At 46.6% G+C, this 13,303-nt stretch carries 7 protein-coding genes and 1 tRNA gene; 2 read left to right on the plus strand and 6 right to left on the minus strand.

Annotated features, from left to right (window positions below; genetic code table 11):
- Window positions 1–8: 8 nt before the first annotated feature.
- Window positions 9–1,139 carry a serine hydrolase gene (locus QUB63_RS26015; RefSeq protein ID WP_332948255.1) on the plus strand — a complete coding sequence of 377 codons (1,131 nt, stop codon included), beginning with the start codon at window positions 9–11 and terminating at the stop codon, window positions 1,137–1,139.
- Between the two features lie 201 nt (window positions 1,140–1,340).
- Here the strand turns inward: QUB63_RS26015 and QUB63_RS26020 are convergent.
- Window positions 1,341–1,412 (minus strand) — tRNA-Gln (locus QUB63_RS26020).
- A 101-nt stretch (window positions 1,413–1,513) separates the two neighbouring features.
- Window positions 1,514–4,315 carry a GAF domain-containing protein gene (locus QUB63_RS26025; protein ID WP_332948256.1) on the minus strand — a complete coding sequence of 934 codons (2,802 nt, stop codon included), beginning with the start codon at window positions 4,313–4,315 and terminating at the stop codon, window positions 1,514–1,516.
- Window positions 4,316–5,191: 876 nt separating this feature from the next.
- Between QUB63_RS26025 and QUB63_RS26030 the strand changes: the two genes are divergently transcribed.
- Window positions 5,192–5,581 (plus strand): response regulator, encoded by a 390-nt coding sequence (locus tag QUB63_RS26030; protein ID WP_332948257.1) that lies wholly within the window; start codon window positions 5,192–5,194, stop codon window positions 5,579–5,581.
- Between the two features lie 300 nt (window positions 5,582–5,881).
- On the opposite strand, the gene cheB is transcribed toward QUB63_RS26030, so the two are convergent.
- From cheB to QUB63_RS26050, 4 genes are all read right to left on the minus strand, one after another.
- Window positions 5,882–6,973, minus strand: a complete 1,092-nt coding sequence (gene cheB, locus QUB63_RS26035; protein WP_332948258.1) for a chemotaxis-specific protein-glutamate methyltransferase CheB — start codon at window positions 6,971–6,973, stop codon at window positions 5,882–5,884.
- Window positions 6,974–7,116: 143 nt separating this feature from the next.
- Window positions 7,117–9,609: a hybrid sensor histidine kinase/response regulator gene (locus QUB63_RS26040; protein ID WP_332948259.1), complete on the minus strand. Its 2,493-nt coding sequence runs from the start codon at window positions 9,607–9,609 to the stop codon at window positions 7,117–7,119.
- A gap of 151 nt (window positions 9,610–9,760) precedes the next feature.
- Window positions 9,761–11,566: a methyl-accepting chemotaxis protein gene (locus tag QUB63_RS26045; protein ID WP_332948260.1), complete on the minus strand. Its 1,806-nt coding sequence runs from the start codon at window positions 11,564–11,566 to the stop codon at window positions 9,761–9,763.
- A 36-nt stretch (window positions 11,567–11,602) separates the two neighbouring features.
- Window positions 11,603–13,063, minus strand: coding sequence for a methyl-accepting chemotaxis protein (locus QUB63_RS26050; protein WP_332948261.1), 1,461 nt, complete (start codon window positions 13,061–13,063; stop codon window positions 11,603–11,605).
- Window positions 13,064–13,303 lie beyond the last annotated feature (240 nt).

The following is a 13,303-nucleotide window of genomic DNA, read 5'->3' on the forward strand; positions in this document are numbered from 1 at the left end:
GGGCAAAATTGTCTCGGCTCAAATACCGCAACATTTTGTGTTTAATTGCCGGGGCGATCGCGTTCTTTTGGCTCGTCACAATGCCCTTCAGAACTCGCCGCGCCCCTGAACCGCCAGTCATCTTGCCTCAAGAGGCTATCTCGCCGCCGCCGACAATTCAAACATCGGAAAATGTAGTCGAGCCTCAAAACGATCCTACCTTCACCTACAACATAAAAACACCTCCCAATCCAGTTTACTCTCAAGAATTGCAAGGGATTGTTGATGAAGCTGTGAAGATTGCGACCAGCAAAGGATTGCCCGCAGACAAGCTATCAATTACCTTATTTGATGTCAGCAATTCCCAAAATCACACCTTTGCCGGATATCAAAATCAAACTCTCAGATTTCCTGCTAGCGTTGCCAAGTTATTTTGGATGGCCGCCTTTTACTCAGCCCTAGAAAAAGGCATAATTACGGAAAGAGAATCTGCCTTTAAGAACGACCTAGAACAAATGATTCGCATCTCCAACAACGATGCCGCCAGCAGGCTTTTAGACAAAATCACCGATACAAAATCCGGCGGACGGCTCGCAGGAGAAGAGTTGCAAACATGGCTGCAAAAGCGCCGGCAAATTAACACATTTTTCCAGTCAGCAGGCTACAATGATATTCGTATAAGCACCAAAAATTATCCCATATACTATTTAAGGCAAGAAGGCCCAATCGGTCGCGACTTGCAATTGCGGGGCGATGATTCTCAGCCGATTCGCAATCAAGTAACTACCGACCAAGCCGCCAGATTAATATATGAAATCTATACTAGGCAAGCTGTTTCCAGCATCGCCAGCCGCAAAATGGCTTACTTGCTGACGAGAGACTTAGACCCCAAGGCTTGGAAAAGTGACCCTAGCAACTCGATACAAGGATTTCTCGGCGAATCTTTACCAACTAATATTTATTTTGGTTCCAAAGTTGGTTACACTTCCAAATCCCGCAGCGAAGCGGCTTTTGTCAGAACTTTAGACGATCGCGCGATTTATATCTTAGTAGTTTTCGCAGACGATCCGGCTTATGCCAAGGATGAAACAGTATTTCCGGCCATTTCCCGATACGTTTTCGATCGGCTAAACGCTCGCGGGCCCAGCAGTTCACAGTGATAGGATGTGCGATCGAACAACTACAATCAAAGATCGGACGGCGGTTGAAACCGCGTCTATACAAACGATGTCCGACGGGAGCGGACTAAGAGAGGTAATGGTAATTTTAACTGCCCATTCGGAAACCGCCGTCCGGCGGGTTTTGCCTGACAAGACGCGGTTTCAACCGCCCTTTCATCAACAATCGCATAAACAATTTAACTGGGGCGAAAGGATTCGAACCTCTGAATGGCTGGACCAAAACCAGCTGCCTTACCACTTGGCGACGCCCCAACGTCTTAACCTTCACTATCTTAACATTCAAACACCAGAATCTGTCAAGCACTTTGACAATAAAATTCAAAAAATGTTTGTGAAACCGATCGCCCGCAGGTTTATTCTTTGAGGGCCGCGGGACGAGCCAGCGGGATTGAGATCCTGAACTCCGCTCCCTGTCCGGCTTGGGAGATACACTTCAAGCTTCCTCCGTGTTTTTCCACCACAATCTGGTAGCTGATAGACAAGCCGAGTCCCGTACCCTTACCCACAGGTTTAGTGGTAAAGAAAGGGTCAAACAAGTGGCATTTAGCTTTTTCGGGCAATCCGGGCCCGCTGTCTTGAATCCGAATCACCACAACTTGACCGCTCGACTTTTCTGACTCATCAGCCTCCGAGTTTGGGGGCACCACCGCCGTCGAGATTTTGATCGTCTTGGGTGCGGGCTGATTTTCCAAAGAGTCGATCGCATTGCCCAAAATATTCATAAATACTTGGTTGAGCTGTCCGGGATAGCACTCTACCTTCGGCAAAGCGCCGTATTCTTTAATTATCTCAATTCCCGGTATCAGCCCGTTTGACTTCAAGCGGCTCTGCAAAATCAGCAGCGTGCTGTCAATCCCTTCGTGAATGTCCACCGGCTTCATCTCGGCTTCATCGTGCCGCGCGAAGTTCCGCAGAGACAGGACAATTTGGCGGATGCGTTCGGCTCCCATCTCCATCGAAGACAGAATTTTCAGCAAATCCGGCACTACAAAATCAATATCTATTTCTTCGCTTTTGTCGAGAATTTCCTCGCAAGGCTCGGGGTAGTGCTTTTGATACAGGCGCAGCAAATCCAGTATATCTTTCACGTACTGCTCGCAATAAGTCAAGTTGCCGTAAATAAAATTAACCGGATTGTTAATTTCGTGGGCGACGCCGGCGACCATTTGACCGAGAGAAGACATTTTTTCGTTTTGGATGAGCTGAGCTTCTTTCTGCTGCAAACTCTGCAAAGTTTCTGTCAGTTGGCGGGCTTGAGTTTGAGCTGCTAAGGCTGCCGCCCGCGTTTGGGCGTAAAGTTCGGCTTGGTCGATCGCGATCGCCAGTTGATCCACCACCGCTTGCAGCAGTTCCACTTCGCTCGCCGCCCAGGAACGGCGGCTGCTGTAATGGTTGCAAACTACCGCCCCCATTTGACCGGAGCGAGTCTTGAGCGGCAGCAGCAGCTTAGAAACAATCCCGACATCCGTCAAAAAAGCTCGCGTGGGCGGTTCGATGCAGGCTGCTGTTGCCGCGTCGCCGATGCGGAGCGTTTGGCGATCGCGAATTTTCTCGGCCAGCAGCGTTACTTGTTCGATCGGATATTCTGCGAGCCGCTCTGTGAGTTCGGGATTTGCCGCCTCGTGGGTCATCGCAAAACTTGGCTGTCCGTGCCGCGAGATTGCATACCACAAAAAGTAACACTGGTCAACCTGCAACAAGCTGCGTATCTCGTTAACAGCCGTATCTAAAATTTTGTCGAGGTCGAGGGAATTTCGCATCTGGCTGGCGAGGCCGAACAGCAAGCCTTCCCGGCGGCTCAACAATTCTTCTCGCGCCTTGACGCGATCGATCGCCACAGCAATGGCGTTAGCCATCCACCCCAGAACTTCTAGCGCCCCGATTGCTAACGCTTGGCTGCTGCACAGAGCCATCACTCCCACCAGCCGCTCCTCCACAATCAGCGGATAGGCAATGGCCCAGAGGGACGGGATCGACTGCAGAAACACAGGGGCAGTTTGGAGTTTTCCCGGTTCTGCTCGCACCCAATCTTCTATTTCCCCGAACCACTCTTCGCTGCTGAGTCCTGAAGCGGCCTGCAATTCCAACCGCTCTGTCTGCGGGTTGAACGTCCAGATGCTAGCCCCTGCGGCGTCGAGGTAATCTACCATTGCCTCGGTGCAGCGGTTGAGGGTTGTCGGTATTGTCCCGCCTTGTCCGAGGGCTGCACCGACTTTAGCTTGCAGGGTTCCCAAGCGCGATCGCTCCGGCAGCGAGGCTGGCATTGGTTGGGACTCTGCGGTGTCCCGCGAGCCTGCAGCTATTTCTCGGATTTGTTTGGTATCGCGATGGAGCTCTCGGCGCCCAGAATTTTCCCGCAAATCTTGAGATTTGCCTGTTTCGAGAATCGGGAGCTTTTTTGTGCGGAATATTCTCGTGCCGCTCTCTGGCGTCTGTACTGCCCAGAAAAAGTCTTGGTTCGATCGAGCTAACTCCGAGATTTGCTGGCCGTCCGAGGTGATATCTTCTACCTCTGCCACCTCTTTCTGGGCTTTGACCAATTGCCAGCGCAGCTCTACCAAACTCGCCACTTGCCGAGTTAAAGTTTCCATAGCATCCATCGTGTCTTTTGTCAAGTCTCGCGGCACGGAGTCCATGACGGATAGCACTCCCAGCATCTGCCCGTCTGAGGTGACGACTGGGATGCCGGCGTAAAATTTCACGAAGGGGTAGGAAACAATTAGCGGATGCTCGGCAAATCGCACGTCTGTGGCAGCGTCTCGGATAATGACGGTGGCGGGCGCTTCATTGAAGGGATTTGCAGGGGGTGCGATCGCTCCTGCTGCAACCGACGTTTTTTGCAGGGGAATTGCTCGGTCAAATTCCTTCAGAGAGTCCGCTCCCAGGGCGAACTCTGGGGGAGTTTGGCCGATCGCGCGATCGCAAAAATTCAGGTAACGGTGGGTCAAAGTTCGATCGATACCTAGCTGCGACTTCAACCAGTAGCCGGAGGCGTCAATCAAGCTCAAGAAAGCAATAGGAGTTCGGCTCATCCTTGCGGCCAAGCCGACCAAATCGTCAAAGCAAGCCTCGGGATCGGAACCCAGAAGCTGATACAAGTCGATGCGCTCAAGCTCGAACACTGTTTTACCAAGAGGCAAGGGTGCTTTCATCATGTATAACTGCCCATCTAGTTGCTGGCAACCGCCATTCTCAATACTTTGGAGAAAAACGAGCTAAGAATTTTCTGCCGGGAGACTGTGGGCGCAAGTCGCGCGCAGGCTGCTTGCGCCCAACTCTGACCAACCTCTTGACTGACATGGAAACTTTTGAGTTATGGGAGTTAGAGCACCGCAGATCTTCTAATACTGTAGAAATTATATCGAGTTGACTATGCTTTTGAATAGCTCCGGCTTCCTCAAATCTAAGAGCCTCCGCTCTGAGGAAGCACCCTTCAAAAATACATGGCGGATAGCTTAGATAGAATTTCTTAATAAGTTTAATTCTATCTTAACAGACCGATCTCATCGTGGGTAGCAGGCTTGCTGGTAGATTAAAATAATTGGTTTGTGCCACAATACCAGTGCGGTTTACCGGGCACTGCCGCAGGCCGCTCAACTAAAGTTAGGAGATCGACTACAAAAGATTGCCCAAATGTTAAACTTTGTAACAATAGTGGTTCAAACTTCACCATCGAGGGTTTCTGGGTTGGGATGCACATTTTGCAACAGTTGTAATCGCCTCGCGACCCCTCTGGCAATCCCTTTTTTCGAGTTTGAGGTCAGTCGATTTGAGATTTGAGATTTGAGATTTTAGATTTACTCCACAGATTTATCACCGGAGCTTGAACAGGAGTCTAAAATTTGGGGATCGACCCTCAGCAATGTTGGGGTATTGTACCCGTTTTTGGGCAGGGTTAAAAAAACAGGGGTGAAGTTTTTACCAACGCTCCAACGGAGTTGGCAATTATTTCGCAGAAGGCACTCTCAAAAAATGACGGCGGGAATTATGTTTTCTATTTTCAAGAAGTATAAATAAACCGGGAGAAGAATATGTCTGCAAGTAGCAGTCAAGTACCAACTATTTTGGCAGTTGATGATAGCGTCGTGATGCAAGGACTCGTCAAACAGGCCTTAAGCAAAGAGTTTCGAGTTCTCGTGACAGACAATGCAGTCGATGCTTTGTCAACGATTTATCACGAACAAATTTCGGTTTTGTTGCTCGATGTTTCGATGCCTGGGATTGACGGATTGGAACTCTGCCGCACGGTGCGCAGCTTGCCTCAGTTTCAGAATTTGCCGATCGTGATGCTGACAGCGCGAGATGGAGCCTTTGATAAGGTGCAGGGGCGTTTGGCGGGAGCAACCGAGTATTTAACTAAGCCCTTTGATGCTGACAAATTGCGTGAAGTAATTGGTAAGTTTATCAATCTAAAATCATAAAAGTTACCCGCCCTACATCAAAGCAACAGTCCTGTATGTAGGGTGGGCCGCAAGCACCGAGAACACTATAATTAGCGAGTCCAACCATTTTTTTTGCATGAGTCCTGAGAAACCGGGTTGATGATTTCCTAGTGATTGCTGAAAAAAAAATATTGCGATCGACCCGGTTTCTGCTAGTTCACATCTCAAAATTATAGCATTTTTCTATTGAGGGAGGCACAGCCTTACAATTACCAATTACCCATGACCAATTCCCTCATACCTGATTCAACTGCAAACCGCCATATTCTCCCGCTTGTCCTAAACTTTAAATTTCGCCAACAGCAGAGGAGCGATCGCGCTGACGGGTAAAACGTGTTGGGCCGCACCAAGGGCGATCGCCTCTTTCGGCATTCCGAAAACAACGGAACTAGCCTGATCTTGAGCAATTGTCAAGCCGCCCAGTCGGGCGATCGCCAACAAACCCTCAGCACCGTCTCGCCCCATTCCTGTTAGCAACACTCCCGCCGCCCCGCGCCCGTAAAAATTAGCAACTGACTTAAATGTTACCGTTACAGAGGGGCAGTGTCCCGCGACAGGAGCAGCTTCCGAATAAATAAAACGCCCTTGAGCATCCAATTCTAAATGACGTTTTTCTGGCGGAAAATAAACAATACCAGCTTGCGGCAATTCCCCCAAACCAGCTATTTTTACAGGCAATTTAGATTCACAACCCAACCAGTCAACCAATCCCTGCAAAAATCCTTCGCTGATGTGCTGGATGCAAATTACCGGCACTGGTAAATTAGCCGGAAACTGCGAAATAATCGAGTGCAGCGCTTGCGGCCCGCCTGTAGACGCGCCGACAGCCAATAACTTAATAGTTTGAGACTTGAGATTTTTGCAGGATAATTGGTAATTGTGCATTGCTAGTTGATTAATTTTTTGGCTGGGGCGAGATCCTGTTCCAATTACTCCCAACTTTTGATGCCGCGTAAATACTTTAACTCCCGACAAAACTTTAACTTTAGCGATTAATTCATTCGCGAGGCGATCGTAATCAGACGCCAACCCGCCAATGGGTTTCGGAAAAACATCTAATGCACCTGCTTTCATAAGTTCAAATACATTTTGAGTATCCTTTGCTTGTACAGAAGCACTAATTATTAAAATTGGTCGCGGGTATTTCTTCATCACTTCCTGCGTGAACTCTAACCCGTTCATTTGTGCCATGTTCAAATCCGTACAGATGACTTCCGGCTGAAGTTTCGGGATTAATTCTAGCGCTTCTAACCCGTTACAAGCTGTTCCGACAACTTGGATTTCTGGCGAAGCATCCAAAATGCGCTTGAGGACGATCGTAGCTACTGGGGAATCTTCTACTAACAATACTTTAATGGGCGACAATATCATACCATTTTAGATTTTAGATTTTAGATTTTAGATTTTTTTAGGTAATGGGTAATGGGTAATGGGTAATTGGTAATGGGTAATTATCCCCCGATCCCCATCAGACCCTCTCCCCCGATCCCCATCGGACTCTCTTCCTTCCACAATTAAACTAACCTTTTCAAGGTCTCGATCAATACATCTTGATTAAACGTACCTTTAGGAATATAAGCATTAGCCCCAGCATCAGCCCCTCTTTTTCTATCTTCATCCGACGCCAAAGATGTCACCAAAATAATCGGCAACTCACTGTATTCTTTTTGCTGGCGAATTTTAACAGTCAGTCCCAAACCGTCCAAATTAGGCATTTGTACGTCAGAAATCACAGCATCAAAATAGCGAGTTTTTAATTTATTGAAAGCATCCAATCCGTCTACTGCTGTCACCACTTCATAACCTGCACCTTCGAGAATGCGCTTTTCTTGAGTGCGGGTAGCGATCGAATCTTCTGCTAAAAGTATAACTTGTTTTCGGCTGACCGTCTCAATGGGCGATCGCGCACTCCCAACCCCGCGCGACAAAACTTGCTTGCGTACAGATTTTATCAAATCGTGGGGATTGAGCACCATACAAACTTCCCCCGTCCCTAGAATCGTTGCACCTGAAACATTTCGCACCCGTTTCAGCAATTGACTTTGAGGTTTAATCACCACATCCTGTTCGTCAATCAAAGCATCTATAAATAATCCCAATCTTTCCTCCCCAACTTTCAAAACAATACAATACATTTTCCGAGAATTATAAGTTAGGGATTCTCCCTCTGTTTTCCTGTTGACTTCTCTCCAACTTTCCTGTCTCCACTCCCGATTATTCGGCAGCCCCTCTCTATTATTTAATTCTAGTAAATCTGCCAAATAAGCAACTGATAGTGGCTGGCCATCCGAAAGTATAGTTGCCTTAGATTCGATGGCAAAAATCTCAGATTTATCTACCATTTTAGCAGTTTCAACAAACTCAATTGGCACCGCGTAAGCAATACCTTCAACCGCTACAATTAATACATTAGCAGTAGCTAGCGACGTGCTGAGTTGCAGCCGAAAAGTACATCCTTTCCCAGATAGAGATTCAACTTGAATGCTGCCTTTTAGTGCTTCAACATTAGTCCGAACTACATCTAAACCCACCCCCCGTCCCGAGATTTCAGTAACAAATGTTCTGGTAGAAAAACCCGGAGCAAAAATCAGCGATTTAATTTGGCTTTCTGTCATGGCGCCGAGTTCTTCCGGCGTGCAGATGTTGCGTTTTACGGCAGTTTGTTTGATGCGATCGACATTCAGCCCCCGGCCATCATCAGCAACTTCAATGATAATATTGCTAGCAGTATGGTAGCCTTTAATTCGGAGAGTAGCGGCGGGAGGTTTACCGAGCTTTTCGCGATCGGCGGGCGTCTCTATCCCGTGGTCGATCGCATTCCGAATCATGTGCATTAAAGGGTCTTTCATTTCTTCTAAAATGCGTTTGTCAGCTCTAGTTTCTCCACCTTCAATGACTAATTCAACTTCTTTCCCTTCGCGCTTCGCCAAGTCTCTAACCGCTCGGGGAAATAAATTAAAAATAGTAGACAAAGGCAGCAGTCTGAGAGTGCGAATTCCTGATTCTAATTCCTCTGCAATTAATTCGAGTCGGGCAGTATCTTCATAAACTCGATTTTTCAAGCGATTTACTAGAGTGCCCAGACGTTCTAAACGTTCTTCTGTACGCTGGTAATAACTCTGTAACTGCATGAGGCTAGCGTTTTGTTGAGAACCATTTTTATCAGTTTCTATCCGATTAAAAACCAACCGATTTATAAAAGCTTCTCGGCTCCAATTTTCCCACAAAGTTGTCAGTTTTTCAATATCATAAATTCGGTGTAATAGCCGAGTTTTGGTAACAGTAAGTTCCCCGGTTTGAGTCATTAAATCGTCTAAATTTTGGGTAGCAACGCGAATGGTTTCGATGCGGTAATACGAACTAGAAGAACCGCTAACAGTGGCTTGCGAAACCGATGCAGCAGCCGGCCCAGAAGGCGCAGGGAAGTTTTGAGCTTGCAGCAGCAATTCTTGCTCCGATTGTAGCGTAGAAAAAGAGTAATTATTATCTAAATTAGCCGCGAAAGAAGTTTCACTGTTTGTTTCTAGTGGCGCAGTTTCAAACTCAGTAAATTGTGTTTTTATTAATTCTGGTTCTGCTACGTTTAAAGATTCTGGCTCTACTGTGGGGGCGGCGGGCTGGGGCTTGTTAGAAGCACCCATCATGCTAGCGAGTACGTAAAATGTATTGACACCGGAGTCTTCACCCGTTACGGCTTCGTCAACGAGTTTGCGGATGGCGTCTAAACCTTGCGAAAGTCGATCGCTAATATCTCGATTTAGTTGAGTCTCTCCCCGCTTGACACCTCCCAAAATATGCTCTATTTGATGAGCTAAAGATGCTATATTTTTTACTCCCAGCATCCCAGCATCGCCTTTAAGAGAATGGGTTTCCCGCAGCAATTCTTCTAAATTAGCTGAGTCCGCCGGGTGTTGTTCCAAGTACAGCAATCCATCGTCTAGTTTCTGCAAGTGTTCTTCACTAGCAATTTTAAATACATCTCGGAGCTCTTCATCTTCAATTATCATAAGCGTTTGTGGGTAATTGGGAAAAAGGTAATGGGTAATTCTATCCGTTAAATCCGTTAAATCCCTTAGACTCCTTCGTTGCCGAACTTCTTTCTATCCGTTAAATCCGTTAAACCTGTTAAAGGCCCTACACAATCCGTTGCCGAACTTCCTAGACTACGGATTTTAAATTTTGGGCTGCATGATTGAGTTGAGAAATACCGAGTTTGACTTGAGAAATGCCGGAGGCAGTTTCCTGAGCGGCGAGGGTAAGAGAGTTGACGGCTTCAACTACCTCCTGAATGGCGCTCGCCTGGTTTTTTGATGTAACAGAAATTTGTTGGCTGTTGACAACAATGCGATCGATCGCCTCTGCCACTCCAGCAAATGCGTCTGAGGCTTTTCGGGCAATTTCCACGCCATTTTTCACAGTTTTTGTGCCGTCATCTGTCACCATTGTCGTCGTACTAATCGCTTTTTGAATATCTGCAACTAAAGCATTAATCTTGCTAGCAGCTTCCTTGCTTCCATCGGCTAATTTGCGAATCTCGCTGGCAACAACAGCAAATCCTTTGCCGCTTTCACCGGCTCTAACTGCTTCGACAGCAGCGTTGATGGCGAGCATATTTGTTTGGTTTGCTAAATCGCTGACTAAACTAGAGATATTGCCAATGCGATCGGTTTGCTCGCTCAAACGAAAAATTTGCTTTTGAATTGCTGCGACATTTTCTGTCAAAGTTGCCATTTCTTTCAAGCTATTGTCTACTGCTTGACTGCCTCCTGCTGTGAGTTTAAGAGCCTGGGCGGCCCCGAAAGCGGCCGCTTCGGCTTGCGAGGCACAAGCTTTGCTTGATTCGCCCAATTCGTCCATTGTAGTCGCAGTTCGATCGACAGCATATAGTTGTTGGCTAGCGATGCGTTCCTGCTGTTCTACGGTGACAGCAATTTGTGAGGAAGAAGAGGCGATCGCCCGCACAATTTGATTAACCGAGCGGGTAGTGCGACGAGCCAAAAAAGTTGCGATCGCGCTTACAACAGCAGCAGTGATTCCTACTCCTGCCATCAGAGCATACAGCAACTCTTTTTGCGGAGCAAATACATCTTTTGTATCGTTGGCAATAATCACGCTCCAACCCAAGTCGGGCAGATTTTTTGATGTTTCAATAGGAGCGTAAGTAATCAGTTGCTTGGCTCCATCAATGCGATCGATATCTATGGCACTATTAATCTTTCTGTCCGCTTGCATTTTGGCAAAAACAGTAAAATCAGACCGTGCATCTCGGCTCACCTGAGCGCTTTCTGTTGCTGAGAAAAACTTGCCATTGCCATCAATCAAATGGTATTCCTCTTCTTTTAATCCCTCCGAGTCTCTGGTTAATTTATCTTTGTTTTCCTGAAAACTCTGCTCTAAATAAGTTGTAGGCGTGCGAGTTCTGATGACGGCGATAGTTTTTCCTGTATTGATATCGACAACCGGCGCCGCAGCAAAAATAGCGTATTCGCCATTGATAAATGACTTTCGGGGCTGCACAACTGTAGGACGATTAGTTTTAATCACTTCCTGAAAATATTCGCGTTTACCCAAATCTACAATTGGCTCTCCGCTCGATTGTAAAATGGTATTGCCCTGGAGATCGGCGACTGCAATACTGTCGTAGCCTTCCCCTTCTTTTACATATTTATCTAACAGAGCTTGTTTTTGACTGGTTGATGTGGTTTGGCTGACTCTGGGGTCGTTCAGTATACCTAAATTAGCTAGTTCCTTAACGTCTAGGTAGCGTTCAAAAAGAAAGTTGCTGACTTCGTTTGCTGTAGCGATCGCCCGTGATTCTTGGTACTTAATTACGCAGTTAGTCAGGTTCTCGCTGGCAAATACATAAGTCATCGCTCCTGTCAATAGAACTGGGATTGTACTGAGGGCGATCGCAAAAACAATCGCTTTAATTCTTAAAGACCACTTTTTAACTTTTTGGCTCATAACTTCATAACTGATTACTCATAACTGATAACTATTCTAAACAACTGCTTTTAAATCTAAAGCAGCTTCATTCAATCTTTGAGTGCCGACTTTAGTTTGAGTGATACCGCAAGCCGTTTGTACCGCTGCTTGGTTGAGAGAGTTCATAGCTTCCACCACTTGTTCGATCGCGATCGCTTGCTGTTTGGCATTCAGCGAAATTTGCTGAGAACTCAAAACCACGTTGTTAATTGAATCAGCCACTCCGACCAATGCCGCAGCGGTTTCTGAGGCAATATTTACGCCAAAGTCCACAGTTTTAGTTCCTTCATCTGTCACCATTACTGTTGAGTTAATCGCTTTCTGAATATCAGCAACTAAGAGATTAATTTGCGCGCCAGATTTTTTACTGCGATCGGCAAGTTTGCGGATTTCTGACGCCACAACGCCGAACCCCTTGCCGTGTTCGCCCGCCCGCACTGCTTCCACCGCAGCATTTAGCGCTAACATATTAGTCTGATTTGCCAAATCGCTCACTACAGTTGAGATATTGCCAATGCGATCGGTTTGCTCGCTCAACTGCATAATTTGCCCTTGCATATCCTGCACTTTCGTTTTCAGCGTTGCCATTGCTTCTAAAGTTTGTTCGACAGCTTTTGTACCTGCGCCAGCTAAAGTTAAAGCTTGCATTGCTTCAGATGCGGCGGTTTCTATCTGCTGTGAAGTCGCCCTAGAAGATGCGCCCAATTCGTCCATTGTTGTAGTGGTTTGATTGACTGAAGCTGCTTGCTGGGTTGCCATGCGTTCCTGTTCTTCAACTGTGGCTGCAATCTGGGCGGAAGAAGCGGCGATCGAACTAATTGCGCGATCGATCGTTCCAGCAATTCCTGAAGAAATCAGCCAAGCAACACTCGCACCAAACAGCACTAACAGCAGCGAACCTATCACCAGCGTCGATATCAAAAAGCTTAAAGCTTCCTTCGTCATTTGCGTTTCTTGCTTAATAATCTTTAATTCTGTTTCCCGAAATTCCCGGTTCACTTCCACAAATTCATTCACAAATTTTGTGTACTTGCCTGTATTAAATAAAGCGAGGGCTTCCGCTCTCTGATTTTTCTGAAATAAGCGAACAATTTCGTTAGAACCATCATAATATTCGTTGACTAGCTCCAGCATCCTCTGCAAACGAGTTCTCTGTTCGGGATTTTTAACGCTCGGCTCTACATTACTCGCCGACTGGCGAGCCAACTCTGCACCTGTTTTAAAATCCGTTAAAAACTGCTGATTTTTATTAACTAAATACCCGCGCATCCCCCGTACCATTTGCTCCGCACCTACGGACATATTACTTGTTTCGCCGATGACCGATTCTACCCTTTCCACTTCTTTAAAAGTGTCAAACACCTGACTTGTAGTACCGAGAACTAGGGCTGGAAACCCTAAGTAGATAGCGGCTGGCGCTAGATATCCGAGCAGCATCTTGTTTCTAATGTTGATTTTTTTTATTTTAGCAAACATCTTTTTTTCCTAAATTTAAGATAGCATTTCCCTTAGCAATACCATTTTTCCAAAAGAATGCAACTGTACGGAAGGCCCAAACCCTTATCCAGTAAATCATCCCCAATCGAAAATCAAAAATCAAAAATCGAAAATGGCATAAGGTGGTGACGCTGCGATAGTCGTTGGGAGTCCCGCGTTGGCAACAGAAATTAGCCTGCAACTTCTGCGATGCCGTGCAGTGACAGTAGAAAATAGTAT

The organism is Microcoleus sp. ARI1-B5 (genome assembly GCF_036705795.1).
GTDB lineage: Bacteria > Cyanobacteriota > Cyanobacteriia > Cyanobacteriales > Microcoleaceae > Microcoleus.

What these genes read in the sequence shown, in the direction of transcription:
- QUB63_RS26025 (WP_332948256.1), bottom strand. Translation starts at nt 4,315, where the DNA reads ATGATGAAAGCACCCTTGCCTCTTGGTAAAACAGTGTTCGAGCTTGAG.
- QUB63_RS26030 (WP_332948257.1), top strand. Translation starts at nt 5,192, where the DNA reads ATGTCTGCAAGTAGCAGTCAAGTACCAACTATTTTGGCAGTTGATGAT.
- cheB (WP_332948258.1), bottom strand. Translation starts at nt 6,973, where the DNA reads ATGATATTGTCGCCCATTAAAGTATTGTTAGTAGAAGATTCCCCAGTA.
- QUB63_RS26040 (WP_332948259.1), bottom strand. Translation starts at nt 9,609, where the DNA reads ATGATAATTGAAGATGAAGAGCTCCGAGATGTATTTAAAATTGCTAGT.
- QUB63_RS26045 (WP_332948260.1), bottom strand. Translation starts at nt 11,566, where the DNA reads ATGAGCCAAAAAGTTAAAAAGTGGTCTTTAAGAATTAAAGCGATTGTT.
- QUB63_RS26050 (WP_332948261.1), bottom strand. Translation starts at nt 13,063, where the DNA reads ATGTTTGCTAAAATAAAAAAAATCAACATTAGAAACAAGATGCTGCTC.